Source organism: Neoaquamicrobium microcysteis, from assembly GCF_008180155.1.
GTDB lineage: Bacteria > Pseudomonadota > Alphaproteobacteria > Rhizobiales > Rhizobiaceae > Aerobium > Aerobium microcysteis.
The window spans coordinates 236964-263731 of record NZ_VSZS01000065.1 but is presented as its reverse complement, the minus strand read 5'-3'; the positions used below and the strand labels follow the sequence as shown (position 1 = coordinate 263731).

The 26768-nt window shown below is 63.8% G+C and carries 26 protein-coding genes and 1 riboswitch; of the genes, 11 read left to right on the top strand and 15 right to left on the bottom strand.

All coding sequences use genetic code 11. The features are described from left to right. Position 1 precedes the first annotated feature (1 nt). The 6 genes from FY036_RS16625 to gcvP all read left to right on the top strand — a co-directional run bounded on the left by FY036_RS16625 (position 2) and on the right by gcvP (position 6568). The gene (locus FY036_RS16625) at positions 2-610 is read left to right on the top strand and encodes a DUF1345 domain-containing protein (RefSeq protein ID WP_407941190.1); all 609 of its coding nucleotides are present in this window, start codon (positions 2-4) and stop codon (positions 608-610) included. A 44-nt stretch (positions 611-654) separates the two neighbouring features. Then, entirely contained in the window at positions 655-1488 is an 834-nt protein-coding gene (gene fghA / locus FY036_RS16620; RefSeq protein WP_148915852.1) for an S-formylglutathione hydrolase, read from the top strand. A gap of 97 nt (positions 1489-1585) precedes the next feature. Continuing rightward, positions 1586-1966, top strand: coding sequence for a helix-turn-helix domain-containing protein (locus tag FY036_RS16615; protein ID WP_148915851.1), 381 nt, complete (start codon positions 1586-1588; stop codon positions 1964-1966). Between the two features lie 94 nt (positions 1967-2060). After that, a riboswitch (glycine riboswitch) is annotated at positions 2061-2147 on the top strand. Positions 2148-2297: 150 nt separating this feature from the next. After that, on the top strand, positions 2298-3401 hold the full coding sequence (gcvT, locus tag FY036_RS16610; RefSeq protein WP_148915850.1) for a glycine cleavage system aminomethyltransferase GcvT: 1104 nt from the start codon (positions 2298-2300) through the stop codon (positions 3399-3401). A 5-nt stretch (positions 3402-3406) separates the two neighbouring features. Next, a complete protein-coding gene (gene gcvH, locus FY036_RS16605; protein WP_148915849.1) occupies positions 3407-3775 on the top strand; it encodes a glycine cleavage system protein GcvH in 369 nt (122 codons plus the stop codon). A 9-nt stretch (positions 3776-3784) separates the two neighbouring features. Next, entirely contained in the window at positions 3785-6568 is a 2784-nt protein-coding gene (gene gcvP / locus FY036_RS16600) for an aminomethyl-transferring glycine dehydrogenase (RefSeq protein ID WP_148915848.1), read from the top strand. A gap of 18 nt (positions 6569-6586) precedes the next feature. On the opposite strand, the gene FY036_RS16595 is transcribed toward gcvP, so the two are convergent. The 9 genes from FY036_RS16595 to cpaB all read right to left on the bottom strand — a co-directional run bounded on the left by FY036_RS16595 (position 6587) and on the right by cpaB (position 15586). After that, positions 6587-7735 (bottom strand): GGDEF domain-containing protein, encoded by a 1149-nt coding sequence (locus FY036_RS16595; protein ID WP_161601154.1) that lies wholly within the window; start codon positions 7733-7735, stop codon positions 6587-6589. A 101-nt stretch (positions 7736-7836) separates the two neighbouring features. Next, a complete protein-coding gene (locus FY036_RS16590; protein ID WP_148915846.1) occupies positions 7837-8310 on the bottom strand; it encodes a hypothetical protein in 474 nt (157 codons plus the stop codon). Positions 8311-8428: 118 nt separating this feature from the next. Continuing rightward, positions 8429-9388, bottom strand: coding sequence for a type II secretion system F family protein (locus tag FY036_RS16585; RefSeq protein WP_235897696.1), 960 nt, complete (start codon positions 9386-9388; stop codon positions 8429-8431). Between the two features lie 2 nt (positions 9389-9390). Next, on the bottom strand, positions 9391-10341 hold the full coding sequence (locus tag FY036_RS16580; protein WP_148915845.1) for a type II secretion system F family protein: 951 nt from the start codon (positions 10339-10341) through the stop codon (positions 9391-9393). Between the two features lie 7 nt (positions 10342-10348). After that, a complete protein-coding gene (locus FY036_RS16575) occupies positions 10349-11767 on the bottom strand; it encodes a CpaF family protein (RefSeq protein ID WP_148915844.1) in 1419 nt (472 codons plus the stop codon). Between the two features lie 10 nt (positions 11768-11777). Continuing rightward, positions 11778-12971 carry an AAA family ATPase gene (locus tag FY036_RS16570; RefSeq protein WP_148915843.1) on the bottom strand — a complete coding sequence of 398 codons (1194 nt, stop codon included), beginning with the start codon at positions 12969-12971 and terminating at the stop codon, positions 11778-11780. Further along, positions 12968-13186, bottom strand: coding sequence for a hypothetical protein (locus tag FY036_RS16565; RefSeq protein ID WP_148915842.1), 219 nt, complete (start codon positions 13184-13186; stop codon positions 12968-12970). The genes FY036_RS16570 and FY036_RS16565 overlap by 4 nt, the downstream gene beginning before the upstream one ends. A gap of 4 nt (positions 13187-13190) precedes the next feature. Next, entirely contained in the window at positions 13191-14591 is a 1401-nt protein-coding gene (locus FY036_RS16560) for a type II and III secretion system protein family protein (RefSeq protein ID WP_148915967.1), read from the bottom strand. A gap of 71 nt (positions 14592-14662) precedes the next feature. Beyond that, positions 14663-15586 carry a Flp pilus assembly protein CpaB gene (cpaB, locus tag FY036_RS16555; protein WP_235897694.1) on the bottom strand — a complete coding sequence of 308 codons (924 nt, stop codon included), beginning with the start codon at positions 15584-15586 and terminating at the stop codon, positions 14663-14665. 261 nt (positions 15587-15847) lie between these two features. Between cpaB and parE the strand changes: the two genes are divergently transcribed. Continuing rightward, positions 15848-17905 (top strand): DNA topoisomerase IV subunit B, encoded by a 2058-nt coding sequence (gene parE, locus FY036_RS16550; RefSeq protein WP_148915841.1) that lies wholly within the window; start codon positions 15848-15850, stop codon positions 17903-17905. Between the two features lie 57 nt (positions 17906-17962). Here the strand turns inward: parE and FY036_RS16545 are convergent, their stop codons facing one another. Next, on the bottom strand, positions 17963-19105 hold the full coding sequence (locus tag FY036_RS16545) for a DUF2336 domain-containing protein (protein ID WP_148915840.1): 1143 nt from the start codon (positions 19103-19105) through the stop codon (positions 17963-17965). Positions 19106-19217: 112 nt separating this feature from the next. Here FY036_RS16545 and FY036_RS16540 point away from each other — a divergent pair, with 112 nt between their 5' ends. Beyond that, positions 19218-19670, top strand: a complete 453-nt coding sequence (locus tag FY036_RS16540; protein ID WP_148915839.1) for a MaoC family dehydratase — start codon at positions 19218-19220, stop codon at positions 19668-19670. Then, the gene (locus FY036_RS16535; protein WP_148915838.1) at positions 19670-20542 is read left to right on the top strand and encodes an HpcH/HpaI aldolase/citrate lyase family protein; all 873 of its coding nucleotides are present in this window, start codon (positions 19670-19672) and stop codon (positions 20540-20542) included. The genes FY036_RS16540 and FY036_RS16535 overlap by 1 nt, the downstream gene beginning before the upstream one ends. Positions 20543-20544: 2 nt before the next feature. Here FY036_RS16535 and FY036_RS16530 read toward each other — a convergent pair whose 3' ends face one another. Then, positions 20545-20988: an Rrf2 family transcriptional regulator gene (locus FY036_RS16530; protein WP_148915837.1), complete on the bottom strand. Its 444-nt coding sequence runs from the start codon at positions 20986-20988 to the stop codon at positions 20545-20547. A 130-nt stretch (positions 20989-21118) separates the two neighbouring features. Here FY036_RS16530 and FY036_RS16525 point away from each other — a divergent pair, with 130 nt between their 5' ends. Then, positions 21119-22009, top strand: coding sequence for an NAD(P)/FAD-dependent oxidoreductase (locus FY036_RS16525; RefSeq protein WP_148915836.1), 891 nt, complete (start codon positions 21119-21121; stop codon positions 22007-22009). 7 nt (positions 22010-22016) lie between these two features. Here the strand turns inward: FY036_RS16525 and FY036_RS16520 are convergent, their stop codons facing one another. Both FY036_RS16520 and FY036_RS16515 read right to left on the bottom strand, forming a co-directional pair. After that, positions 22017-22622: a flavin reductase family protein gene (locus tag FY036_RS16520; RefSeq protein ID WP_148915835.1), complete on the bottom strand. Its 606-nt coding sequence runs from the start codon at positions 22620-22622 to the stop codon at positions 22017-22019. A gap of 3 nt (positions 22623-22625) precedes the next feature. Beyond that, positions 22626-23210 (bottom strand): nitroreductase family protein, encoded by a 585-nt coding sequence (locus FY036_RS16515; protein ID WP_148915834.1) that lies wholly within the window; start codon positions 23208-23210, stop codon positions 22626-22628. Positions 23211-23324: 114 nt separating this feature from the next. On the opposite strand from FY036_RS16515, the gene FY036_RS16510 reads away from it, so the two are divergent. Beyond that, positions 23325-24272 carry a hypothetical protein gene (locus FY036_RS16510; protein WP_235897693.1) on the top strand — a complete coding sequence of 316 codons (948 nt, stop codon included), beginning with the start codon at positions 23325-23327 and terminating at the stop codon, positions 24270-24272. A 57-nt stretch (positions 24273-24329) separates the two neighbouring features. Here the strand turns inward: FY036_RS16510 and thrS are convergent, their stop codons facing one another. Next, positions 24330-26312 (bottom strand): threonine--tRNA ligase, encoded by a 1983-nt coding sequence (thrS, locus tag FY036_RS16505; protein ID WP_148915833.1) that lies wholly within the window; start codon positions 26310-26312, stop codon positions 24330-24332. 112 nt (positions 26313-26424) lie between these two features. Continuing rightward, a complete protein-coding gene (gene yidD / locus FY036_RS16500) occupies positions 26425-26763 on the bottom strand; it encodes a membrane protein insertion efficiency factor YidD (protein ID WP_148915832.1) in 339 nt (112 codons plus the stop codon). Positions 26764-26768 lie beyond the last annotated feature (5 nt).

Here is a 26768-nt window from a genome sequence, read left to right as displayed (position 1 = left end):
GATGCGCAAGCGGCACCGGCCATTTTACCTTGCAGTGATAGCCGCGGCCGCCTCCTGCGTGTCCGCAGTAGCCGTTCCGCACCTGACAGTCTGGATCATCGCTTCCAACGCTTTTTTCATCAGTTATCTGGCTCTCACCCTGTCGCGAGTGTCGAAACTGCCCGCCGGTATTCTGCGCAGCGATCCCGCCGGCAACGACCTGCCTATGTGGGCAATCTTTCTCATAACCTTTGGTGCAGTGGCTGCCGCCTTGGTCGCGCTCTTCATCATGCTCAACGCCCAGAACGCCCCCGGCGGATGGGTATTGGTGCTGGCGTTCTGCGCGGTACCGCTTGGGTGGATGACGATCCATATGATGGCTGCGATCCACTACGCCCATGTCTACTGGGAAAGTGGCAAGGGGCTCAGCTTTCCCGGGGCGAAGAGCCCGGGCGGAATCGAATTCGTCTATTTCTCTTTCGTCATCGGCATGACGGCGCAGACCTCGGACGTGGCCATCACTACGTCGGCGATGCGGCGCATGAACTTGGTGCACGCAATCGGATCATTCTTCTTCAACACCATTCTAGTGGCGGCCGCAGTAAACGCCGCCGTTGCGCTAGGCGGGTGATCGGCGGCATCGACTTGGCCGCCGGGATGAGCTAACCGGAGCCCATGAAAACCGTATCGACTTCCCTTTCCCACGACGGCGTCCAGGGCGTTTATTCCCACGCTTCCGAAACCTGCAACTGCGAGATGACCTTCGCCGTGTTCGTGCCGCCGCAGGCAAAGGACGGCCCCTGCCCCGTCCTGTGGTATCTCTCCGGACTGACCTGCACGCACCAGAACGTGATGGACAAAGGCGAGTATCGCAGGCTCGCCGCAGAGCTGGGTCTGATCGTCGTCTGCCCGGATACCAGCCCGCGCGGTGAGGAGGTGCCCGATGAAAAGGACAACTGGCAGTTCGGCAAGGGCGCGGGGTTCTACGTCGATGCCACGCAGGAAACGTTTGCCCGAAACTACCAGATGTACTCCTACGTCACGCGGGAACTGCCCGCGCTGATCGAAAAGAAGTTCCCGGCCGACATGAGTCGGCAGGGCATATTCGGCCACTCGATGGGCGGCCACGGCGCCATGACGATCGCGCTGAAACATCCCGATCGGTTCAAAAGCTGCTCGGCCTTTGCGCCGATCGTCCAGCCGTCGACGGCAGGCTGGTCGAAACCGGCGCTCGAGAAATATCTCGGCACGGACCAAGCCGCCTGGCGCACCTATGATGCCTGCGCGCTGGTGGAAGACGGTGCGCGGTTCCCTCACTTCCTGATCGACCAGGGCACGGCAGACAGCTTCCTCGATGAAGGGCTGCGGCCATGGCTGTTCGAGGAGGCTGCGAAGGACACCGGAATCGCGCTGACACTCAACATGCGCGAGGGCTACGACCACTCCTATTTCTTCATTTCCACCTTCATGGACGACCATCTGCGATGGCACGCCGAACGCCTCACCTGAGATGAAAGGTTGCGCCCGCGCGGCATATGCCTATCCTTGAGGCATCGCCGCCCGCCGTTCGCGCGGGCTTTTCCGAGACAATCAGGAGGTGGGACGGGTGCCCGACACCGTGACGATCTATTCCGAAATTCCCGACACAGACACGCTCGGAGGCAGGCTTTCGCGCGCCAGAGACGCAGTGGGCCTTTCCGCCGCGCAGCTTGCCCGCCGCATCGGCGTGCAGTCATCCACCATACAGGCCTGGGAGAGCGACCGCTCCCAGCCGCGCGCCAACCGGCTGTCCATGCTGGCAGGAGTGCTCAACGTCAGCCTCTCGTGGCTGCTGCACGGCATCGGCACCGCGCCGAGCGAGGAAGACGAGGTGGAGCTGAACGAGAGCGTCGCCCTCCAGCTCGACCGCCTCAAGCGCCTGCACCAGGAAACCGCCGATATCATCATGCAGATCGAGCGCGATATCGGCCGCATGGCCGCCAATTGACAAAGCCTATCGAGCGATCGGCTTTAACGATGTGCGCAGGTGACAGCGTCATCCGCATGGGCTAGAACCGACTCGTCCCGGGGCGCGAATGTCCCGCCGGTCTGCGGGAGAGAGCAGCGACAGCTGCCGCCGAAGGGGAAATCGCCCGAAATCTCTCAGGCAAAAGAACCGTAGACCGGTCAAGACACTCTGGAAAGTCGGGGAACGTCCCCGCGCCGAAGGTGTAAGGCTCCCCGACAGAGTTCCGGGTGGCCGAGTCTCTCAGGCTTCCGACAGAGGGGCGCGAGCTTGCCGCAATCACGCGGCCGGCTGGTGCTGTTCTGGAGGATGGATGACCGATACGGGCGAACTTTTTCAATTGCCGCTGAAAGACCTGCACGAAGCCGCCGGCGCACGCTTCGGCGGCTTTGCCGGCTGGTCGATGCCCATCACCTACCCTCTGGGCGTGCTGAAGGAACACCTCCACACGCGCGAAAAGGCCGGGCTGTTCGACATCTCGCACATGAAGCTGTTCCTAGTGACCGGTAGCGGCGCGGGAGACGCCCTGTCGCGCGCCTGCCCCCTCGATGCGGCGGCGCTCGTGGCCAACCAGTCGAAATACACCTTCTTTCTCAACGACGACGCGGGCATCATCGACGACCTGATCGTGACGCGCCTTGGCGAAGAGCGCTTCATGGTCGTTGCCAATGCCGGCAACGCCGCAACAGACGAGAAGCACCTGAAGGCGGTTGCGGCTGGCTTCGACTGTACGGTCGAGCCGCTGGACCGCGTGTTCCTCGCCCTGCAAGGCCCTGCCGCCGAAGCGGTGATGACAAAGGCCGGTCTGGACCTTTCTGCCCTGACCTTCATGCACGGCGTGGAGCCGCGCGACGACTGGTTCGCCAGCCGGTCGGGCTATACGGGCGAAGACGGCTTTGAGGTGGCGATGCCGTGGGGCGAGGCAAAAGCCTTCGCCGAAGCCCTGCTGGCCGACGAGGCGGTCGAGTGGATCGGCCTCGCCGCCCGCGACAGCCTGCGGCTCGAGGCCGGACTGTGCCTGCACGGACAGGACATCACGCCAGACATCAACCCGGTAGATGCCGGCCTGATGTGGGCCATACCGAAGAGCCTTCGCGAGACGGGCGGCTTTATCGGCGCGGATGCTCTGCGAAGCGCCATTGCAACAGGGCCGCAGCGCAAGCGCGTGGGCCTCAAGCCCGAAGGCCGGCAGCCGGTGCGCGCGGGCGCAAAACTCTTCGACGCGAACGGCAACGAGGCGGGACAGGTGACCTCGGGCGGGTTCGGGCCCTCGGCGGGATTCCCCGTGGCGATGGGCTACGTGCCGGTCGCGCTTTCCACTTCAGGCAGCAAGATTTTCGCCGAGGTTCGCGGCAACCGCGTGCCCCTCGACGTTCACCCCCTTCCCTTCACGCAGCATCGCTACCGCAAAGGATAACCCTCATGGCAACCACCTATTTCACCGAAGATCACGAATGGCTGCGCGTTGAGGGCGGCGTCGCCACCGTCGGCATCACGGACTACGCGCAGGAGCAGCTCGGCGATCTCGTCTTCGTGGAACTGCCGGAGGTCGGCAGGACCGTGGCCAAGGGCGACGCGGCCGTGGTGGTCGAATCGGTCAAGGCCGCATCGGACGTCTACGCACCCGCGGATGGCGAAATCACTGAGGTCAACGACGCGCTTTCGTCAGACCCTGCACTGGTCAACTCGTCGCCGGACGGCACGGGCTGGCTGTGGAAGATGAAGCTTGCCGACGAAAGCCAGCTGGAAGGGCTGATGGACGAGGCAGGCTACAAGGCGATGATCGGGTAAGGACACGACATGACCGACAAACAAGCCATTTTCGCCGATCGCCATATCGGCCCCGGCCCCGCGGACGTGCGGGCCATGCTCGCGACGCTGGGCGTTCCGTCAGTAGAGACGCTCATCAGTCAGGCGGTACCGAAGTCGATCCGGCTGGATCGCGCGCTCGACCTGCCCCCCGCCGCAAGCGAAGCGCAGGCGCTGGCCGAGCTGGGCGAGAAGATGAATCGCAACGTCGTGCTGAAAAGCTTCATCGGGGCGGGCTATCATGGTGTGCACGTGCCGCCCGTCATCCAGCGCAACCTGTTCGAGAACCCTGCCTGGTATACGGCTTACACACCCTACCAGTCAGAGATCAGCCAGGGCCGACTGGAGATGCTGTTCAATTTCCAGACGCTGGTGAGCGAGCTGACGGGGCTGCCCGTCGCCTCGGCCTCGCTGCTGGACGAAGCGACGGCGGTCGCCGAAGCCGTCGGCATCGCATGGCGGCACCACCGCTCGAAGCGCAACGACGTGGTGCTCGCGGGCGATCTGCACGGCCAGACGCTCGATGTCGTTCGCACGCGCGCCGAGCCGCTGGGCATCGTTATCGGCGCGGACGAGATCGGTGCGGAGACGGCAGCCGTGATCGTGCCGTGGCCGGACACCTACGGGATATATGGCAACCACAAGGACACCATCGCCAAGGCCAGGGATGCAGGCGCAATCGTCATCTTCGTGGCCGACCCGCTGGCGCTGACGCTGACCGACGCGCCGGCCTCGCTGGGCGCCGACATCGCGGTGGGCTCGATGCAGCGCTACGGCGTCCCGATGGGCTATGGCGGCCCGCATGCCGCGTATTGCGCGGTTTCGGACGCACTCACGCGCCTGATGCCGGGCCGCCTCGTCGGTCAGTCCACCGACGCACATGGGCGGCCGGGCTACCGGCTCGCGCTCCAGACCCGCGAGCAGCACATCCGACGCGACAAGGCGACTTCCAACATCTGCACCGCGCAGGCGCTGCTTGCCAACATGGCAACAGCCTACGCGATCTGGCACGGCCCGGAAGGGCTGCAGGCGATAGCGAGCAGGGTCAACGGGCTGGCCGCACGGCTGGCATCGGCGCTCGGTATCGAAGCGGCACTGTTCGACACGGTGACGGTGAGCGTGCCCGGCAAGGCCGAAGCAATCGCGAAGAAGGCGGACGAAGCTGGTCTATTGCTGCGCGTCATCGACGGCGACCGCGTCGGCGTGACCTTCGACGAAACGTCTACCGAGGCCGATCTGGAAACGATCGCCGGGCTGTTGGGCACGAGTGCGCCGGCTGAGGCGAAATCCAATCTGCCCGGCAAGGCACGGGCCGCAGGCTTCCTGACCCAGCCAATGTTCCACGAGCATCGGTCCGAGACGGAGATGATGCGGTTGCTTCGCAGGCTGGCGGACAAGGACCTCGCGCTCGACCGTGCGATGATCCCGCTCGGCTCCTGCACCATGAAGCTGAATGCGGCTGCGGAGATGATGCCGGTGAGCTGGCCGACGGTCGGCAATCTGCATCCCTTTGCGCCGGCCGCACATTCGGCGGGCTACAGGGCGATGACCGACGAGCTGGAGGCGTGGCTGGCAGAGATCACCGGCTTCGACGCCGTATCGTTGCAGCCAAACGCAGGCAGCCAGGGCGAGTATGCAGGCCTGCTGGCGATCCGCCGCTATCATCTGGAGCGTGGCGACGCAGATCGCACGGTGTGCCTGATCCCCTCCTCCGCCCACGGCACCAACCCGGCAAGCGCGGCGATGGCCGGCATGGATGTGGTGGTGGTGAAGTGCACGGATGATGGCGACATTGACGTGGACGACCTCAAGGCCAGGGCGACGCAGTATGCTGACAGGCTCGCGGCGCTGATGATTACCTACCCTTCCACGCACGGCGTGTTCGAGGAGGGTGTGCGTGACATTTGCGCCGTGGTGCATGAGCACGGAGGACAGGTCTATCTCGACGGCGCGAACCTCAATGCGCTGGTGGGGCTGGCGAGACCGGGCGATCTTGGCGCGGACGTCTGCCACATGAACCTGCACAAGACCTTCTGCATTCCGCACGGCGGAGGGGGCCCAGGTGTCGGCCCCATCGGCGTCAAGGCACATCTGGCTCCCTTCGTGCCCGGCCATGTCGATCTGGGTTCAGCACACGCCGTCGCAGCCGCCCCGTTCGGTTCGGCGTCGATCCTGCCGATCACGTGGATGTATATCCGCATGATGGGAGCGTCGGGCCTCAAGCGCGCGACGGAGACGGCGATCCTGTCGGCCAACTACGTCGCGGAAAAGCTCAAGGCGCACTATCCGGTGCTTTATGCCGGCCGCAACGGGCGAGTGGCGCATGAGTGCATCCTCGATACGCGAGTGCTGAAGGACAGCGCGGGCGTGACCGTGGAAGACATTGCCAAGCGGTTGATCGACTACGGCTTCCACGCACCGACCATGTCGTGGCCGGTGGCTGGAACGCTGATGGTGGAACCAACCGAAAGCGAGCCGAAGAAAGAGCTGGATCGCTTCTGCGAGGCAATGATGGGGATCGCGCTGGAAGCCGAACGTGTGGCGAAGGGCGAGTGGCCGAAGGACGACAACCCGCTGGTCAACGCACCTCACACGGCCAACGAGGCAATGGCCGACGAATGGAAGCATGCCTATCCGCGCTCGGTTGCGGCATTTCCCTTCGGCGACGCGGACTTCACGGCGAAATACTGGCCGCCGGTGTCGCGCATCGACAATGTGGGCGGCGATCGCAACCTCGTCTGCGCCTGCCCGCCTGTGGAAGCATTGGCAAGCTGAGAAACGCGCCTCGCCGGCTTAGCCGACGAGGCGCCACTCGCCCGTCTCGATGCGGTTGCGGCCGTCACGCTTCGCCACGTAGAGCGCGCGGTCCGCGCGCGCCATAACGTCTTCAAGGTTGGGCAGCGCGTCGTCGCCGAAGGCGATGCCGGCGCTGACGGTGCACTGGAAGGTTTCGCCGCGCGCCGACACGAAAGTGATCTCCGCGAAGGCTGCGGCGACACGCTCGGCGATCTTGCGCGCCTGTTCCGGCGATACGCCGTCCGTTACCATGACGAACTCTTCACCCCCAAGCCGGACGGCATAGTCGATGTTGCGGGCGTTGGCCTGAAAAGCCTGGGCGAACCCGCGCAGAACCTCGTCCCCGGTGGCATGGCCGTAAAGGTCGTTGACCTGCTTGAAATGGTCGAGATCGAAAAGCACGACGGCCTTGCGCGGCCCGAAAGGCCCTGAGTGAGCGGCTTGCAGCGCGCGCCGGTTCAGCAGGCCCGTCATCGTATCGATCATCGCGGCGCGCTGGAAAGTGCCGGCCAGCCGCGACTGGTCGAGGAGCAGCGTCAGCGCGCCGATACCCGTCATGCCAAGTACCGATATCACGACGTTGATGTCTTCTGCCCAGTTGCTCGGTGGGCTGCCGATGCGCCACTGCCCTTCGACCAGCAGTACGGTCCCGCATAGCGCGAACGAAAGGCCGACCAGAAAGTACAGGCCGGCAAGCGCGCCGAGCGAAAACAGCGCTTCGCTACGCCGACCGAAATAGGTCCATGCCGTGAGCACGAACATGACTGCCGTCAGAAAATTCTGGATGACGAGCGCAACGCCGTCATAGCCGAGCGCAAAGACCGGCGGTACCAACACGAGATAGGGCACCGCGAGCCATAGGATTGTCGGCACCGGGCTGAGATTGTCGAGAAACTGTCGCGAGGCCGCGTAGAGCCCTATCGCGCCTACCGGCAGCAGTGCACAGGCGACGGTGCCGAGAACGGGGGAAAGGGTCTGCGCATAAAACCAGAATGCGGCGACGTGGCCAACGAGCGCGACGACGGCAACCGCCCACGTTACAAGGAAGCCGCTGCCCCTGTTCACCTGCCAGAACAGAAGAACTGTGAAACTCAGGCAGAGACCGGAGATGGCCGTCGCAATCAGCAACGAATTTACATCGGGCATCAGCGCATCCTCGAGCGCCCGGCCTCCCCCGTCAACCGGCATTTACAGCATATCGTCCCGCAAACGTCTTCACCATTTGTTAACGCGCCGGGCGCGCGTTCTCAGCTGCGCTCAAGCAGCTTGAGATTGGCGTCGATGACGCTGGTGTCCGTCATGCCGGCTCGTGCCTCGAGAAACAGCGCGCGAGCCTTGTCGCGCTCGCCGCGAAGCAGATGCGAATAGCCCATGTTGTTGACGATCCGCGGCTTGCGGCCGGCAAGCTTGAGCGCCTGCGCATAGGCCCGATCGGCGAAGTCGAAGCGGCCGAGCTGGTCGTAAGAGGCGGCGAGCCCCATCCAGCCCTCGGCGTTTCCGGCGTCGACCTCGACCGTCTTGCGGAAGTGCTGCTCCGCAAGCCCGTAATTGGCTTGCCGGAAATGCGTCTTGGCCGATACGAGATCGGCAGCACCCGGCATCGCTCGGCCGGCGCCGGCGATCGAGGTGGTTTCGGTCGCGTCGATCGAGGCCGTCTGGCAGCCCGCAATTGCAAGCATGGCGACGAGCGCGACGATCAGCTTGGGTCTATCGTGAAGCATGGCCCTGCCCCTTGCCCGCCCCCGCAGGCTTCACGCTTACATTAGCTTTAGGGCTTTAAGCTTCGGTGCGAAAATGCCTGCAATCAGGCAGCCTCGCGGTCATCATGCATTAAGCATGTCAATCCATCGCCGAGAGCTTCACCACGATGGGAATGATGGCCACCATCAGCACCACCGGCAGGATGCAGACGGTGACGGGAACCGACATCTTGGCAGGCAGGGCGTGGGCTTTTTCTTCGGCCAGCGACATACGCTTGTGGCGCATCTCGTCCGAGAAGACGCGCAGCGCCCCAGAAAGGCTGGTGCCGAGCTCTTTGGACTGCTGGAGGAGCGTCGCGAAGGAGCGCACCTCGTCGAGGCTGAGCCGGTCTGCAAGCGACTTCAGCGCGCCGTCCAGGCTGCGGCCGGCGCGCAGCTCGATGGACACGAGTTGGAGGTTCTGGCTGAGAGACGGATAGGTGGCGGCCAGTTCCTTCGACACGCGCTCGATACCGGATTCCATGCTCATGCCGGCATCCGAGCAGACGATCATCAAATCCATGAAGTCGGGGAAGCCGTTGCGGTACTCGACCATCTTGGCCTTGACCTTGCGCGACAGCACGAAGGACGGCGCGAAGTAGCCCATGATGGCCGCCACGCCTACAAATATCCAGCGGTTCGCTTCGGTGTCCTCCGCGCCGCTGCCCTGGGCGAGAATGAAGGCCGCGATGCCCGCGCCCGCCAGCGAAGCAAAACGGATGAGGAAGAACATGCCGACGGCACCGGGGTCCATATAGCCGGCCTGAATGAGCCGCATGCGAAGGCGCGCGACGTTCTCGGGATCGGCCTTGGCGTAGAAGTCGTGCGCGGATTTTGCCGCCTTCTCGCGCACCGCACGCTTGCCGCGCTCCTTTTTCGGCCGCTCGGCAGCGACGTCCATGCCGGCGCGGAGCCTGCGGCGGACCTCGCCGCGATCGCTCGCACCAGCCAGAATCGGCCAGAACGCGGCGACACCTCCGGCGACCAGCAGGAGCGCGGCCGCCGGAAGGAGCATCGGGATGGGGCCGGAAAGGCCTATGAGTTCAGCGATCCCGCCCATGGTCAGAACCTGAAATTCGCCATCTTGAACATCATGACGTTGCCCAAGACCAGCCAGAACACCGAGCCGGCGAGCATGTACCACGTCATCGGCTCGTGCCAGACATCGCGATAGAAGCTCGGCATCAGCACCATGATGCCAGCGCCCAGCAGTACCGGCACTGCGGTTAGGATGTAGGCCGACATGCGGCCCTCCGTGGAGATGGAGCGCACCTTGCGCTTGAGCTTGCCGCGCTCGCGGATGACGGTCGAAAGCCCGTCGAGGATTTCGCGGAGATTACCGCCGGAGGTAGACTGGATCGAGACGGCGGTAACGAAGAGCGGCAAATCCTCATGGCCCACGCGCTGGAACATGGAGTGCAGCGCCGAGACTAGATCGGAGCCATAAGTCACCTCGTCGGCAACAAGGCCGAACTCCGTGCCGATCGGGTCGGGCATCTCTCGTGCGACCATGCCGATCGCGACAGGCACCGGATGACCGGCCTTCAGCGACCGCGTTATGAGCTCCAGCGCCTCGGGCAGCTGGATGCCGAAAATCTTGTGCCTCCGGTTACGCAGGAAACGCAGCGTCAGGATGGGGATCGCGATGCACAGCGGCAGCAGGACGACGAGACCGAACTTTAGCGGGACGCCTAGCCAGTTGAGCGCCAGCACCATTGCCAGCGCGGCACCCGACGTAATGGTCAGAAACCTGGGCATCGGCGTTACCACGCCGGACTGGGTGCGGAGCTTGCGCAAGGCGTTTAGCGAGAACAGCGACTGGCCCTCGACGCCGCGCTCCTTGCGCAACTGCACCAGAACCTGTTCCTGGCTCAGCTTCCGCTCCTGCAGTTTCATGCGGCGGTTGACGGCTTCGCGCCTGTCGCTGCGGCCGGCGAAAACGAGGTAGACGGCCTCCGCGATCAGGATGCCGAAGATTGCCGCGCCGACGTATATGAGGGTAAGCGCGCTCATGCTCGCCTCATTCCTGCGGGCGGCCCGGCTCGAAATACTTGCCGGGGAACTCGATGCCCATCGCCTTCAGATCCTCGAGGAACCGCGGGCGGATGCCGGTTGCCTCGAAATGGCCGACAATCTTGCCGTCGGCTTCCGTTCCGGTACGCATGAACCGAAAGATTTCCTGCATCTGAATAACGTCGCCTTCCATGCCGGTGACTTCGGCGACGCTCGTGACCTTGCGCTTGCCATCGGCAAGGCGGGTGAGCTGGACGATGATGTCGAGGGCCGACGCGATCTGCGAGCGGATGGAGGCGACAGTCATCGGCATGCCGGTCATGCCCAGCATCTGCTCCAGACGAGATATGGCGTCGCGCGGCGTATTGGCGTGGATCGTCGCCATCGAGCCTTCATGGCCAGTGTTCATGGCCTGGAGCATGTCGAAGGCTTCCTCGCCGCGGCACTCGCCCAGAATGACGCGGTCCGGCCGCATGCGCAGTGCGTTCTTGACGAGGTCGCGCTGGCGTATCTCGCCGTGCCCCTCGATGTTTGCGGGACGCGTCTCCATGCGCGCGACGTGAGGCTGCTGAAGCTGAAGCTCGGCCGCGTCCTCGATGGTGATGAGGCGTTCGTCCTCCGGGATGAAGGCCGAAAGCGCGTTGAGCATGGTTGTCTTGCCGGTGCCTGTGCCGCCCGAGATGATCGTGGTCTTGCGCGCATAGACGGCGGCGGCCAGCACCTCTGCCATCGGTTGGGTGATCGCGCCGAACTCGACGAGCTTGTGCAGGCCCATCTTGTTCTTGGAAAACTTGCGGATCGACACTAGCGGGCCATCAACGCCGACGGGCCGGATGGCGGCGTTGAAACGCGAACCGTCGAGCATGCGCGCATCGACCATTGGCTGGCTCTCGTCAACGCGGCGGCCGACGGCTGCGACGATCTTGTTGATGATGCGCAGCAGGTGCGCCTCGTCCTTGAACGGGACGTGGATCTGCTGGAGCTTGCCCTGGCGCTCCACGAAGCAGTTCTGGTGCCCGTTGATGAGAATGTCGTTGATGGAAGGGTCCTTGAGCAACGGCTCCAGCGGACCCAGCCCCACCATCTCATCGACGATGTCGTCTACCAGCGCGTCAAGCTCCGCAACGTTGATCGCAAGCCGCTCTTCGCGGGTCTTCTCGGTCACGAAGTCCGATACCTGCCGTCGCATCTCGTCCTTGGGCAATCGCTCCAGCGCAACGAGGTTGATCTCCTCGATCAGCATCCGGTGGATGCGGATGCGCGCCTCCAGCACGCGGTTGGAGGTCTTGGTCTGCTCCTGCCTCTGCTCGGGCTCCGGCCGCCGCGAATTGGGGATGGAGACCACCACCTCGCGCTCTGACGAGCGCGCGGGTTTGGGCGCCTGTGCCACGCGAGCCTGCAATGTCGAGAAACGGCTGACCGACATGACTATCCCTTTATCCAGCCTTGCGCATGAACGGCAGGTTGAACAGCGGCTTCTTCTTGCGCGCTGCCGCCTCTTCCGGAAGGATGATGCGCTTCAGGTCCTGAATGACGTTAGCCTGTGCGTCGATCATCTGTAGCGGAACGCCACGATCGACCGCCTGCCGCACGAGCTTGTAGTTGTTGGCTACGCCGCCGGCGAAGTGGTTGCCCAGAACCTCCTCGACATCGGCCTGGCGAACGCCGTTTTCGAAGGCCCGCTGCTCGAAGCGATTCACGATCACCTGAGGCTCCACTTCCTTGCCGACCGTCTCATGGATCGCCTTGATGAGACGCTGGGTGTGGCGCAGGCAGGGTACCGTCATCTCGGCCACGATATAGAGCTTGTTGGAGCCGAGCAGCACCGTCTGCGTCCACGGAAACCAGGTGCGCGGCAGGTCGATGACGACATTGTCGAAATAGGCCGACACGAGATCGAGCATGCGCAGCACGACATCGGTGTTGAAGCTGCGCATCTCGGCGGGCTGCGTGGGTGCTGCAAGCAGGCAGAGGCCGCTTTCGTGCTTGGAAAGCATCACGTCCAGAAGCTGGCGATCGAGACGCTCGGGCTGGCTCTCGATCTCGGCGATGTCGAACAGCGGTTCCAAATCGAGGTATTCGGCGCACGCGCCCTGCTGGAAGTTGAGGTCGACGATGCAGGTGGATGCAGGTCGCGACAGCGAGTGGTGGAGTTGCCATGCCGTCTGCAGCGCCAGCGTCGTGGTCCCCACGCCGCCGGCAGCTGGCATGAAGGCGTATATCTGCGAATCCGCATTCTCCGCCCTGCCCGGCCCCTGAAGTGCACGGATGCATGACCGGACCAGATCGGCGACGGCGATTGGCTTGACCAGGAAATCGGCGACCTGAAGCTGTACGAGGATGCGCACGGCGGCGGCGTTGAACTCCTGCGTGACGACAACCACCGGCGCACGGCCGTCGAGACGGCGCATGACACGCTGCAGCGCTTCGATCTGGTCGAGCCTGGACGCGTCCATGTCCACGATCACCGCGCCGCAGTCGGCCTCCTGCAACTCGCCGCGCAGTTCGGTAATGGCCGCCTCGACCGTCACCAGATCGATCGCTTGCGACGTGGCGAAGGCCGCGCGCATCTCCTGAACGAATGCGGCATCGGCAGAAACGAGCACGATGCGTTTGGAAACGGCGCTCATTCGGCCGGCTCCCCGCTGCGAACGGCGGGCGTTCTCAGGCGCGTGTCCTCCACGCCGTAAGGCCAGGGGTCAACCATCTGCATCGCCGTGTTGGCGGCTATGGCGTCACCGGCGGACGTGGTCACGCCGTCGTAGCGCAACACGTCTTCCGTGGCGCATCCGGCCAGGCAGAGGCAGGCAATCGCAGCCCAGATCGAAAAAGTTATGACCCGCATCGTCCTACTCCAGATCCAGAAAGTGGCCGAAGGCGGGGGCCGGCGAAGGCGCGCCCCCGGCATAGGCGTGAAGCGCGCCAACCGCCTGGCCGTTGGGCCGCAGTTCCTCGACATTTCCGAGGAAAAAATCGGTGTTGCTCGCCGCTACCGCGCCGTCGAAAGGGGTACGCGGGTTCTTGGTCGGATCCATCGGCTTGACCAGATGCGGCGTGATGATGATGACGAGGTCGGTTTCACGGCGCTGGTAGGCCTTGGACGAGAACAGCGCACCGATCACAGGCAGCCGGGAAATGCCCGGCATCCGCTGGGTGATCTGGTCGTTCTGGCTTTGCAGCAGGCCCGCGATCATGAAGCTCTGGCCGCTCTTGAGATCGACCGACGTCTTCGCCCGCCGCACGACGAAGCCGGGAATGGCGATGTCGCCGATGCGGTATGAGGCAGAAGCGTCCACGGACGAGACTTCCGGCTCGATGTCGAGGCTGATGAGCCCTTCCTGCAGCACGACCGGCCGGAAATTGAGGCTCACCCCATATTGCTTGTACTCGACGGTGATCTTGTCGCCGTCGGAAGCGACGGGAATGGGAAACTCGCCACCTGCGAGGAAGCTCGCCTGCTCGCCCGATCGTGCGATCAGGTTGGGTTCGGCGAGGCGACGCGCCACGCCGCGATCCTCGAGCGCGCGAATGGCCGCGTCTATGGAAAAACCGCCCGATGCATAGCGGCCGATGATGTCGCTGACCCCTGTGGAAGAGCCGGCCCGCGGGCTCGAGTTGAACGAGATCTCACCGCCGGGCCCCACATAGCTGACGCCGATGCTGGCGCTGAGCTCATGGCCGACCTGACGGTTGATCTCGACGAAGCGCACATTGAGCTGCACCTGCTGGGAGGACGAGATGTCGACCGAGTTGATGATCTCTTCTTCGCCCGCAAAGCGCGCGGCGATGTTCTGCGCCCGCTCGGCCGCCACGGCATCTTCCGCAGAACCGGAAAGCAGCAGGCGGCCATTAGCGGAATTGACCTTGATGTCGCTGCCGGGCACCGCCTCGCGGATGGTGCTGGCCAGGCGCTGAGTATCCAGCGTCACCTCGATATCGACCGTACCGACGAGCTGCCTGTTCTCGTCGAAGAGCGCCAGCCCTGTCGTGCCGAGCGCATTGCCCAGAACGTAGAAAGTGCGGTCGGTGAGCGGCGAGACGTTGGCGACGTTCGGATCGCCGACGACGATCTCGTAAAACGGGCTTGCGGTGCGGATGGTGCGCGGCTTTCCTCTGGCGATCTTGACCACCGAGTGCGCGCCCGAGGCAATCTGGATCGCATCGCCATTCGCTCGCGCCAGCTGCACTGCACCGAATGCAAACGCGAAGGTAGCCACGAAAATCAGGGCAAGCCGCAGCCAGCGCGGCATAGCGCCCTGCCCGGCGGTGTAATCATTGACCCTCATCCCCAATGCTCCCCTGTAGTCCCCGAACGCCCCGTTCACGGCTGCTGCGAATTGACCTGATAGCTCTGCGTTCCATCCACACCGCGCGTGATGATGACCGTCTTGAGCTTGGGTCCTTCCGGTTCCTTGGCCGTCGCCTTAATCAGCGAGCCCATCGCCCCGGCGATGCCCGTGCCGAAGGAACCGCCGAAGTCGGATATGGTCGTCACCCCATCGGGCGACATGCCCGCTTCCCCTGCCGAACGAAGAGACAGCGACAGCGTGCCGACGTTGCGCGCAAGCGCTACTTTCTGCGCGCCCTCGCCGGTGACCTCGATGGTGACCGAGCTGGCGACCAGCGGGTCGATCCGCCGCTCGTCGGCACCCTGGCCGACCGTCAGGACACGGGCGTTCGCAACCACGATCTCGCTGGTGATGGTGGAACCCGCCGCCCCGCGTGCGTTGCCCTGCACCTCATGGATGGCGCCGGCATCACGCGTAAGCACCACGTCTACCCGGTCGCCAGGCGTGATGAAGCCTCCGACACCGGCAATCTCGTCTGTGCGGATGGTTACGGCGCGCATGCCGGGCGTCAGCAGGTTCGCGAGTGACGCGCGGCCATCGGCGCCGGACAGCTTCGCCAGAAGCACCGGCTCGTTCGGCTCTATCGGCGACAGCACTACGCGCGCACCATCCGCCATCAGCGCATCGATCGAAGCAAACGCACCGTGGGGAAGCGTGTCGCGCGGCCATGGAATTTCGGCCAGCTGGCCGGGTTCGAGCGTCATGCCATAGCGCAGCGGGGCCGCCGCTACTACGATGCGGCCGAACTCGACCTGAGGAACCGCGGGTGCTGCCGCCACCAGCGTCGTGTCGGCGCGGGCCGCAGACTGGCTGCGCAGCCAGAAATCGGCTGCGACGATGGACACCGCCCCGAAAACGGCGGCGATGCCAATCATGGCGATGATCCTGCGTTTCAAGCCCCGGCCCCCTGCACATGCGGCTGTTTTGTGTTAGAGGGCGAGGCTGGGGGGCAAACCTAAACAAATCTGCTTTTTGGGGGCGCTCGGCGGGCACATATTCGGCAGGCTGGTTAGTCAGCAGTAAGTGCCATCCGTAAAATTGTCGCCATTTGGCTCAGATATGCCCGCGGACCGAACGGAACAGGAACTCCCGTCGCCTTGACCGCGCAGGCATGGCAATATCGACGGTGATTCGCGGCAACCGAACGACAGGCCTTCATGGACGACGCTAACGATCTCTTCGCCACCCTCGGCAGCACGCCTACTCAACCTGCAACGCCGTCGCGCCCGGCCGATCCGCTGGTGCAGGCAGCCAAAGCCGCAGCCAGACAGCAGCCGAAAGACGGCAGCGAAGGCTACAGCGCGGCCGACATCGAGGTGCTGGAAGGGCTGGAGCCGGTTCGCCGCCGGCCGGGCATGTATATCGGGGGCACCGACGAGAAGGCGTTGCACCACCTGTTTGCCGAAGTCATCGACAACTCGATGGACGAGGCCGTGGCCGGACATGCGACCTTCATCGACGTGGAACTCGACGCCGACGGCTTTCTGACCGTCACCGACAACGGACGCGGCATTCCGGTGGACCCGCATCCCAAGTTCAGGGACAAGTCGGCGCTGGAAGTCATCATGACGACCCTGCATGCCGGCGGAAAGTTCGATTCCAAGGTTTATGAAACCTCCGGTGGCCTGCACGGCGTGGGCGTTTCGGTGGTCAACGCGCTGTCGGACGTGCTGGAAGTGGAGGTGGCGCGCGGCCGCAAGCTCTATCGCCAGCGCTTTTCACGCGGCATTCCGCAGGGTGGGCTGGAAAATCTCGGCGAGGTGCACAACCGCAGGGGTACTCGGGTTCGCTTTCACCCCGACGCCGAAATCTTCGGCAAGAACGCGAAGTTCGAGCCGGCTCGGCTGTGGCGCATGGCGCGGTCGAAGGCCTATCTGTTCGGCGGCGTCGAGATACGCTGGTCGTGCGATCCTTCGCTGATCGGCGAGAAGGACGAGACGCCGGCGAAGGCGGTGTTCCACTTCCCCGGCGGTTTGAAAGACTATCTGTCGGCTTCTCTGGGCTCGGAATTTCAGGTCACCCGCGAAATCTTCGCCGGAAAGAGCGAAAAGCAGGGCGGCCACGGTTCGCTGGAATGGGCGGTCACGTGGTTCGGCGGCGACGGCTTCATCAACTCCTACTGCAACACGATCCCCACCGGCGAAGGCGGAACCCACGAGATGGGCTTCCGCAACGTGCTGACACGCGGACTGAAGGCCTATGCCGATCTCGTCGGCAACAAGCGCGCATCGATTGTCACTGGAGAGGACGTGATGATCTCGGCGGCAGGCATGCTCTCGGTCTTCATCCGGGAGCCGGAATTCGTCGGCCAGACGAAGGACAGGCTGGCGACGGTTGAGGCGCAGCGCATCGTCGAAACGGCGATCCGCGACGCATTCGACCACTGGCTGGCCGACAACCCGCAGGAAGCGGGCAAGCTTCTCGACTGGGTGATTGCGCGCGCAGACGAGCGGGTGCGCCGTCGGCAGGAAAAGGAAGTCAGCCGCAAGAGCGCGGTGCGCAAGCTTCGCCTCCCGGGCAAGCTGGCCGATTGCACGCAGAGTGCTGCGCAGGGTGCGGAACTCTTCATCGTGGAGGGCGACTCGGCCGGCGGCTCGGCGAAGCAGGCGCGCGACCGCGCCAGCCAGGCGGTGCTTCCGCTGCGCGGCAAGATCCTCAACGTCGCCAGCGCCGGCCACGACAAGCTTTCGGCCAACCAGCAGATCGCCGACATCATCCAGGCCCTGGGCTGCGGCACGCGCTCGAAATACCGCGACGAGGATTTGCGATACGACCGGGTGATCATCATGACCGACGCGGACGTGGACGGCGCGCATATCGCTTCGCTGCTGATAACCTTCTTCTATCAGGAGATGCCGCATCTCATCCGAAACGGCCACCTCTATATGGCGGTCCCGCCGCTTTACCGCCTGAGTCAGGGCGGCAAGACGATGTATGCGCGCGACGACGCGCACAAGGATGAACTGCTGAAGACCGAGTTCACCGGGCGCGGAAAGGTCGAGATCGGCCGTTTCAAGGGCCTCGGCGAGATGATGGCCGCCCAACTCAAGGAAACCACCATGGACCGAGGCAAGCGTACGCTCTTGCGGGTCGATGTGCTAGACGACGAGACTGCGACGAAGGCGTCCGTCGACGCACTTATGGGCACCAAGCCGGAAGCACGCTTCCGCTTCATTCAGGAACGGGCCGAGTTCGTGGAAGAACTGGACATCTGACAGGCCGCGACGGCGGCCGATTCAGCAAGCGGACGCTGCCCCTCACAGTCCAAACGATTATGCCGCCGCTATCGCGAGCGCGTGGTGGCGGGCGTTCTCGCGCAGGGTTTCGAGATGGATGGTCTTCACCAGCGTCGCGATCTCCCGGTCGCGCTCCGAGTAGCCGGACTGGCCGGGTGCCGCGCCGATTTCCTTGAGCATCAGCCAGCTGACTTCCTGCGCACCGGCAACGCGCTTGCCGAGCGCGACGGCGCGCCAGACCTGCAAAGCGCAGAGAAACACGCGATGAAGCACCTCGCCTAGGCCTGCCGCCCGGAACAGCGCAATCACCGCCACATCGCGACCGGACGACAGGATCGCGCGCACGCGGCTTTCCGACTGGCCTGAGAGCGCCATCAGGACTGATCCCAGGAAATCGACCTTGCCATGCGCGATGGCGCGGATGAGGAAGGCGGCGGTCAGGTCGCCACGCAGGCGCAGATGCTCGATAAGCGCGGCGTGCTCGGTGCGGCTGGTATTGTCGATAAGCGTCAGCGACGCACGCTGGCAGGCTTCTCGCGTCACGCGCTCGGCACGGGCCGCACCCATCAGCGCCACGACCAGCGGCGAGGATTTGAGCGCTTCGCCCAGCTTGACCAGCAACGTGTGACGACAGTCGCCGGGCAGGCGCGGATCGCTTAACATCGCTTCGCGCAGGCTGGCTTCGTGACCAAAACGCTCGGCCATGCGGCGGAAGGACAGCGAAGCGATGTCGGCACCGCCGTTGCCCAGCAGGGCAAGACAAGCAACCGGCTCACCCACCTCGGCAATGGCGGCAGACAGGCTCATCGAGACATAGGGGCGTGACGCCACCAGCGCCTGTATCGACCCGTCGGACGAGGCGACGCGGTCGATCAGGTCAGCATCGGTAAGCAGCGGCGAACGAACCAGCACGACGGCGGCAACCTCTTCCTGATCAGCGGCCAGCGCGGCGACGATCTGCGCCGGCGCGTGACAGCTCATGGAAACCGCCTCGGCCAACGCCGCGCGGACCTTGGGCGACGGGTCGTCGAGCAGCAGCGTCAGGGCTGCTTCCGCCTCGCAACGATCCTCAAAGGGGAGCTGGTGGTCGAGAAAGGCGTGGGCGAGCGCACTGGCGGCTGCTGCGCGCTCCGAAACGCGCGCATTGCCGATCCACCTCAGAAAATGCTTGATGACCATCGAATGCCCTACCCCACCCAACTAGCGGTGGAAGCTAAACAAAAATGGTTTACGAACGGTTCACCATGACCTTTAACCGGGCGGCAACCATAGGGTTACCGAGGAGGCGTGCGTGGCCGGTCTGTATCTGGAAGAATTCGAGGTCGGTCAGCTTATCCGCCATCAGTTGACGCGTTCGATAACAGAGAGCGACAACGTCCTGTTCTCCGTCATGACGATGAACCCGCAGCCGCTGCATATCGACTTCGACTATGCGGCGAAGAGCGAGTGGGGCAAGCCGCTGGTCAATTCGCTGTTCACGCTCGGCCTGATGATCGGCATTTCCGTGCACGATACGACGCTGGGCACCATCGTTGCCAATCTCGGCATGAGCGACACCTCGTTCCCCCACCCGGTCTTCCATGGCGACACGATCCGCGTTGAGACGGAGATAAAGTCGGTGCGCGAATCCAGGTCAAAGCCCGATCGCGGCATAGTGGAGATGGAGCACCGCGCCTACAACCAGCGCGGCGACCTCGTGGCGCGGTGCGTGCGCCAGACGATGGTTCAGAAAAGGCCTGCCTGATGCGTTCGCTGCTTTTCGTTCCTGGCGATTCCGAGAAGAAACTGGCCAAGGGCCTGGCGTCAGGCGCCGATGTACTGCTTGTCGACCTGGAAGACTCGGTCGCTCCGGACAACAAGCAGGCAGCGCGCGAAATCGCCGCCGGCTTCATCGGTTCGGCTACTGGCGGGCCGCTTATCTATGTGCGTGTGAACGACCTTTCGACGGGCCTGACCGACGACGACCTTGCTGCCGTCATGAAAGCCGGACCGGCGGGCATCATGCTGCCGAAATCCAACAGCGCCGACGATGTTGGGCGGCTAGCAGTGAGGCTGCGCGTGGAGGAAGCCGAGAACGGGCTTGTCGACGGCTCGACAAATATCATCCCAATCATCACAGAGACGCCGCTGGGCGTGCTCAACGCGGCGACCTACCGCCAGGCGGACGCACGGCTGGCCGGCCTGACATGGGGCGCGGAAGACCTGTCGGCCGAAATCGGCGCGTCGGAGACCCGCGACGAGGCGGGCCGCTATACCGATGTTTTCCGTCACGCGCGTGCTGCGACGATCCTTGCGGCCTACGCAGCCGAGGTACTCGCAATCGATACGGTGTTCCCGAACTTCCGCGACGAAGACGCCTTTCGACGAGATTGCCTGGAGGGTGCACGCGACGGGTTCGTCGGCCGGATGGCGATCCACCCATCCCAGGTCCCAATCATCAACGAGGTGTTCACGCCATCCGCCGAGGCGGTCGCCCATGCACGCGCTGTGGTGGAGGCATTCGCGGCCGCCGGCAATGTGGGCGTGGTTGGCATCGAAGGCAAGATGTACGACCGCCCTCACCTCAAGCGGGCGGAGCGGCTTCTGATGCGCGCAGAGGCCGCCGGCGTCGCCTGAACTTACAAAAGATGGGATCGGTGCTGCGCCATGCGGCAGTCGAAATCGGCAGCCAGATCGCCGAGACTGATCGCGCCGAACCGCTCGAGCAACAGCGCTTCGGCCTCGCGCAGCGTATCGCTGAGACGCGTATTGACCGCCTGTTCCACTAGGCATCGTGGATCGTCGCGCGCGATGCCGATCGCGAACGGCGACGGCGCGCCCAGCGCCTGGTGAACGTCCAGCAGCGTGATTTCGGCGAGGCTGCGCGCCAGCATCCAGCCACCGCCATGTCCTCTTTCTGAGACGACGAGGCCCGCTTCGCGAAGGCCGGCCATCATCCTGCGCACCACCACCGGGTTGGTCGACAGCATGCCGGCGAGCAATTCGGACGTGGCGGCACCCGCGTGCCGGTCCAAATGGATCAGAAGATGCAGCACGCGGGAAAGGCGGCTGTCGCTGGGCATGACGGTTTCCCTTCCGTGTCCTTAAATACAATCCATACGGATCATGAAACATATTTTGTTACGTGTCTCTTGATGCTCGATATTTTCGTAACATATAAAGATACGAATAACGAAAATGGAGAGCGAAGCGATGCCCTACGACGCCATCATCATCGGCGGGAGCTATGCCGGGTTGTCGGCAGCATTGCCGCTCGTCCGGGCACGGCGCACCGTCCTGGTGATAGACGCGGGCCTGCGCCGGAACCGGTTCGCCGACGCATCGCACGGTTTCTTCGGGCAGGATGGCAGTGACCCGTCGGCCATGGTCGCTGACGCGAAAGCGCAGCTCCTGCGCTACGACACGGTCGAGTGGCGCGACGGAACGGCTGTGAGCGCCAGAGCTTCCGGTCGGCTGTTCGCCGTGACCACCGATAGCGGGGACGAGTTCGAAGCTCGACGCCTCATTCTGGCAACGGGAGTGCGCGATGAACTGCCCGACGTGCCGGGGCTGGCCGAACGCTGGGGGCGCAGCGTGTTCCACTGCCCCTATTGCCACGGATACGAGTTAAATCAGGGTCGCATCGGCGTGCTGGCGAGTTCCGCTTTGTCCATTCATCATGCCCTGATGCTGCCGGATTGGGGTATGACGACCTTCTTTGTCAACGACGCGTTCGAGCCGGACGAAGGCCAGCTTGCACAGTTGAATGAGCGCGGCGTGACGCTGGTATATGGAAAGGTGGCGCGTGTCGAAGGGGAGCGCGCCGCCATCGTGATGACCGACGGATCTGCCTGGCCCTGCGACGGCTTGTTCGTGCTGGCGAAGACCCAGGTCGCGAGCCTTGTCGCCGAACAACTCGGTTGTCGGCTCGAAGAAAGCCCGGTGGGGCAGTTCATCTGGACGGATGCGCTGAAGCAGACCAGCATTGCAGGCGTATTTGCCTGTGGCGACGGTGCGCGCGGCGCTGGTTCGGTGCCTCTCGCGGTCGGAGACGGGGCGCTGGCGGGCACCAGCGCGCATCGCACGCTGATGTTCGGGCTTTGAGCTCTCCCTAATCCTTCCACCGCGGGCGGATCATCTCGAAGGTTTCGGTAATCGCGGCATAGTCACGATAGCCGAGTCGCGAAACCGTGCCCGCCTTTACGATGTCGAACATGCCGTCCGTCAGCACCACCTCGTCGATGTAGACGCCGACCACCTCGCCGAAAACGACGATATTGCCGGAAACCCGGCCATCCAGCCCGCGCGGTTCGTAGATGTCGGTCACCTTGCATTCGAGCGCGGCAAGCGCCTCGGCTACACGAGGCGGCGCGACGAGACGGGACGGTGCCTGACCAAGACCTGCAAAGTCGAACTCCGACTTGCCGCGCGGCGCGTCAACGGAGGTGGCATTCATCTTCTCCGCCAGATTGCGCGACACCAAATTGGCCACGAACTCACCGGTTTCGCCGATGAAGGTGGCGCTGTCCTTGCGGCCTTCCGACGAGAACATCACCATGTGCGGGTGCGTCCCCAGCGCGTTGAAGAACGAATAGGGTGCGAGGTTGAGGGAACCGTCCTTCGCCAGCGAAGAAATCCACCCGATCGGGCGCGGCGCAACGATAGCTTTGAACGGATCGTGCGGGAGGCCATGGCCCTTGGACGGTTCGTAAAACATGATCTATCCTTCGTAAGGCCCTGAATAATCGGAATATAGCGACTTAACGTCCGGGCGTGGCCGCTCGAAAGCGTTGCCCTCGAAAGTTCCTATGTGGACGAAGCCCACGACACGCTCCTGAGGCGCGAGGCCCAGTATGCGCCGCCCCTCCTCATCGTCGGAATACCAGTTCGTGATCCAATTCGTGCCGTATCCAAGGGCGTTGGCGGCCAGTACGAGATTCATCGCAGCCGCCGCACCCGAAAGGAACATCTCCCATCGAGGAATCTTGGGGTTGTCGCGGGGCACCGATACGACGCCGATAACCAGCGGCGCGCGCGAAAAGCGCGTCAGTTCCTGCTGGCGGCGGCCATCGTTCAGCGCGCCCTCGCGTTCCTCGGCACGTGCGGTGAGTAACTCGCCGACGCGTTGCCGTGCGTCGCCGCGATAAAGGATGAAGCGCCACGGCTCCAGACGGCCGTGATCGGGCACCCGCGACGCGATGGTAAGCATCGTCTCGATCTGCGAATCGGAGGGTGCCGGCTCCTTTAGTTCTGGGATAGGCGCGGATTTTCGCGCCAGCATGAAGTCGATGAAGGGTGAGGACAAGAGCTACTCCTGCGATACGATACGAAAAACTGGGTACCGACGGGGAGCCGGATGCCTGACGAATGCGAATTTTGCGCCTTGAAATTGCCACCGCCCTGGGCTTCAACGCAAGACATGACAGGGGACGTTTCCAGACTGTTCACCAGAACGATGGTGGCCGCAGCGCTTGTGCTTACCGTTTTTTCGGCCGCAGCGCAGGAAGAGCCGGATGTACTCGACGGCCTGGAGGTTCCGGGCCTTTCCAGTTTTGCGCCGCCCACCACGCAAGGGCCGCTCGCGACGGCGGGCGAAGGTGAGGTCACGCTCTCCGCTCATTTGACAGAGGAAGGGCCCGCGATCTCGCGCGGTCTGGTCTGGCGTGTGTTCAGGCCTGAAGCTGACGAGGAAGGCAAATTGCCATTGGTTGCCTCGGCACAGGGTGGCTCGGGCGTCTTCATGCTCGATCCGGGCAGCTATCTGGTTCACGCTTCCTTCGGCCGTGCCGGCGCCACCAAGCGCATCACGGTCGATCGCGGCGCGCGTACCGAATCGATCGTTCTGGACGCTGGTGGGCTGAAGCTTGACGCAGTGCTGTCGGACGGCCAGCGCATCGCCGCAGGCAAGCTCAAATTCTCGATTTACGAGGAGCAGCCGGATGCGACGGGCGAGCGGCCGCTGATTGTCCCCGACGTCAGCCCCAACAGCGTGGTGCGGCTCAACTCCGGCACCTATCACGTCGTATCGACTTACGGAGCCGTCAACGCCGTCATCCGCTCCGACATTCATGTGGAGGCCGGCAAGCTGACCGAGGCGACTGTGGAGCACAAGGCTGCCGAACTCACGCTCAAGCTGGTACGAGAGAGCGGCGGCGAGGCCATTGCCGATACGTCCTGGGCGGTCCTAACCGATTCGGGCGACATCGTGCGCGAGAGCGTTGGCGCGTTTGCGTCTATGGTGCTGGCCGAAGGCGACTACGCCATCGTCGCCAAGAACCGCGACCGCATCTACCAGCGCGATTTCAAGGTCGTGGCCGGGCGCAATCAGGATGTCGAAGTGCTCGCCGTCGAGGAAAACGGCGAGTAGAACGCGAAAGGGCAGACGAAACGCCTGCCCTTCCCATTTCACGGATCACGTTTGAGCTCAGGCCGCTTCGGCGATCTTTCGCGCGCGCTTTACGTCGGGCGGCGTCGCTTCCTCCACCAGCATGCGCAACGCGGCATCCAGCGTCATCGCTTCCTGATCGCGCGATCCCAGCCGGCGCACGTTGACGCTTCCCTCCTCCGCCTCGCGACGACCGCAAACCAGAATGACCGGAACCTTGGCCAGCGAATGCTCGCGGACCTTGTAGTTGATCTTCTCGTTGCGCAGGTCGGCTTCCGCCAGAATCCCGGCGGCCTTCAGCTTCGCGACCACGCGCGCCGCATAGTCGTCGGCGTCGGAGGTGATTGTGGCGACCACGACCTGCACCGGCGCGAACCAGAGCGGGAAGTGCCCGGCGAAATTCTCGATCAGGATGCCGAGGAACCGCTCCATCGAGCCGCAGATGGCGCGGTGGATCATCACCGGCTGCTTCTTCTCCGAATCGGCGTCGATATAGAACGCGCCGAACCGCTCCGGCAGGTTGAAATCGACCTGTGTCGTCCCGCACTGCCACTCACGGCCGATGGCGTCACGCAGCGTGTATTCGAACTTCGGACCGTAGAACGCCCCCTCGCCCGGCAGAATGCCGGTCTTGATGCGGCCTCCTGACTGCGCCTCGATGGTCTTGAGGACATCCATCATCACCGCTTCCGCGCGATCCCAGAGCGCATCTGAGCCGACGCGCTTCTCAGGCCGCGTCGAAAGCTTGACCACGATCTCGTCAAAACCAAAATCCTCGTAGACGGAGAGGATCAGGTCGTTGATCTTCAGGCACTCGTCGGCCATCTGCTGCTCGGTGCAGAAGATGTGCGCGTCGTCCTGTGTGAATCCGCGAACGCGCATCAGCCCATGCAGGGCGCCGGACGGCTCGTAACGATGCACCGCGCCGAACTCCGCAAGTCGGATTGGCAGCTCGCGATAGGACTTCAGTCCGTGCTTGAAGATTTCGACATGGCCGGGGCAGTTCATCGGCTTGAGCGCGAAGACGCGCTTGTCCTCGGCCTCGTCGCCTGCCGACTGCACGGCGAACATGTTCTCCTTGTACCAGCCCCAGTGGCCGGAGGTCTCCCACAGCGAATGGTTGAGCACCTGCGGTGCATTCACTTCCTCATAATCGGCCGCCAGCCTTCGGCGCATATAGGATGTCAGCGTCTGGAACATGCGCCAGCCCTTGGAGTGCCAGAAGACGACGCCCGGCCCCTCCTCCTGGAAATGGAACAGGTCCATCTCCCGGCCGAGGCGGCGATGGTCGCGCTTCTCCGCTTCCTCTAGCATGTGGAGGTATTGGTCGAGCTGTGCCTGATCGGCCCAGGCCGTCCCGTAGATGCGCGTCAGCATGGGGTTGTTGGAATCGCCGCGCCAGTATGCGCCGGCAACCTTCATCAGCTTGAAGGCATTGCCGATCTGGCCTGTCGACGCCATGTGCGGCCCGCGGCAAAGGTCGAACCAGTCGCCCTGGTAGTAGATCTTGAGATCCTGCCCCTCGGGAATCGCATCGATCAGTTCGACCTTGTAGGCCTCGCCCTTGTCGCGGAACACCTGCTTTGCCCGATCGCGATCCCATACCTCTCTGGTGAAAGGCTTGTTGCGTCCTATGATCTCGCGCATCTTCTTTTCGATGACCGGGAAATCCTCGGGCGTGAAGGGCTCGTTGCGCGCGAAGTCGTAGTAGAAACCGTTCTCGATCACGGGACCGATGGTCACCTGCGTTCCCGGCCACAGCTCCTGCACCGCTTCGGCCAGCACGTGGGCGGTGTCGTGCCGGATCAGCTCCAGCGCGCGCGGGTCGTCGCGAGTGACGATCTCGACCTTGCCGGATACACCGAGCGGATCGGAGAGATCGCGCAGCATGCCATCGACGGCGTAGGCCACGGCCTTCTTGACCAGCGATTTGGAGATGGATTCGGCCAACGCGGCACCGGTCATCGCCGCGTCGTATTCGCGGACGGAACCATCGGGAAATGTGAGGGAAACGGAAGTCATGTGGATTCTCCTATCCAGTCCTGCAAACGAACGCAGGTGGTGAAAATTGCCGGGTGCGCCCGGCGGCAGCGGTGTTTAACCGCATCGACGCCCTGCGTAAAGCCGTCCGGCGTCAGTCCGTCGCGGTCCGTGACCTGGCGGCTATCCACCAATAGCGCCATGGCGCGTACCAGACGTATCGATGTTCGAGCCGCTCCGGCACCAGGTCCACGCCGTGGGTGCCGCCCGGCCCGCAGCGGGCGAAGCGAAACAAGCCCATCCATCCTCCGGCCCAGAGGCCGTGGCGCGCGACTGCCTCATAGGCATATTCGGAGCAGGTCGGAAAATGGCGGCAGGAGTTGCCTACAAAGCCCGAAAGCGTGAGCTGGTAGAGGCGCACGAGCGCTGTGCCGAACACGCGGCCGGGCGTCCTCCGCCACGGGCCTGAGTAGTTTCTGGTTCCGGATTTCATGCTCG

Coding starts and splice junctions, on each gene's coding strand:
- gcvT (WP_148915850.1), top strand. CDS start 2,298: ATGACCGATACGGGCGAACTTTTTCAATTGCCGCTGAAAGACCTGCAC.
- FY036_RS16570 (WP_148915843.1), bottom strand. CDS start 12,971: ATGAGCGCCGTTTCCAAACGCATCGTGCTCGTTTCTGCCGATGCCGCA.
- FY036_RS16510 (WP_235897693.1), top strand. CDS start 23,325: ATGACAGGGGACGTTTCCAGACTGTTCACCAGAACGATGGTGGCCGCA.
- FY036_RS16580 (WP_148915845.1), bottom strand. CDS start 10,341: ATGAGCGCGCTTACCCTCATATACGTCGGCGCGGCAATCTTCGGCATC.
- FY036_RS16530 (WP_148915837.1), bottom strand. CDS start 20,988: ATGCCCAGCGACAGCCGCCTTTCCCGCGTGCTGCATCTTCTGATCCAT.
- gcvP (WP_148915848.1), top strand. CDS start 3,785: ATGACCGACAAACAAGCCATTTTCGCCGATCGCCATATCGGCCCCGGC.
- fghA (WP_148915852.1), top strand. CDS start 655: ATGAAAACCGTATCGACTTCCCTTTCCCACGACGGCGTCCAGGGCGTT.
- FY036_RS16565 (WP_148915842.1), bottom strand. CDS start 13,186: ATGCGGGTCATAACTTTTTCGATCTGGGCTGCGATTGCCTGCCTCTGC.
- FY036_RS16545 (WP_148915840.1), bottom strand. CDS start 19,105: ATGGTCATCAAGCATTTTCTGAGGTGGATCGGCAATGCGCGCGTTTCG.
- FY036_RS16585 (WP_235897696.1), bottom strand. CDS start 9,388: ATGGGCGGGATCGCTGAACTCATAGGCCTTTCCGGCCCCATCCCGATG.
- FY036_RS16575 (WP_148915844.1), bottom strand. CDS start 11,767: ATGTCGGTCAGCCGTTTCTCGACATTGCAGGCTCGCGTGGCACAGGCG.
- FY036_RS16625 (WP_407941190.1), top strand. CDS start 2: ATGCGCAAGCGGCACCGGCCATTTTACCTTGCAGTGATAGCCGCGGCC.
- FY036_RS16560 (WP_148915967.1), bottom strand. CDS start 14,591: ATGCCGCGCTGGCTGCGGCTTGCCCTGATTTTCGTGGCTACCTTCGCG.
- parE (WP_148915841.1), top strand. CDS start 15,848: ATGGACGACGCTAACGATCTCTTCGCCACCCTCGGCAGCACGCCTACT.
- FY036_RS16525 (WP_148915836.1), top strand. CDS start 21,119: ATGCCCTACGACGCCATCATCATCGGCGGGAGCTATGCCGGGTTGTCG.
- FY036_RS16535 (WP_148915838.1), top strand. CDS start 19,670: ATGCGTTCGCTGCTTTTCGTTCCTGGCGATTCCGAGAAGAAACTGGCC.
- FY036_RS16595 (WP_161601154.1), bottom strand. CDS start 7,735: ATGCCCGATGTAAATTCGTTGCTGATTGCGACGGCCATCTCCGGTCTC.
- thrS (WP_148915833.1), bottom strand. CDS start 26,312: ATGACTTCCGTTTCCCTCACATTTCCCGATGGTTCCGTCCGCGAATAC.
- yidD (WP_148915832.1), bottom strand. CDS start 26,763: ATGAAATCCGGAACCAGAAACTACTCAGGCCCGTGGCGGAGGACGCCC.
- FY036_RS16520 (WP_148915835.1), bottom strand. CDS start 22,622: ATGTTTTACGAACCGTCCAAGGGCCATGGCCTCCCGCACGATCCGTTC.
- FY036_RS16590 (WP_148915846.1), bottom strand. CDS start 8,310: ATGCTTCACGATAGACCCAAGCTGATCGTCGCGCTCGTCGCCATGCTT.
- gcvH (WP_148915849.1), top strand. CDS start 3,407: ATGGCAACCACCTATTTCACCGAAGATCACGAATGGCTGCGCGTTGAG.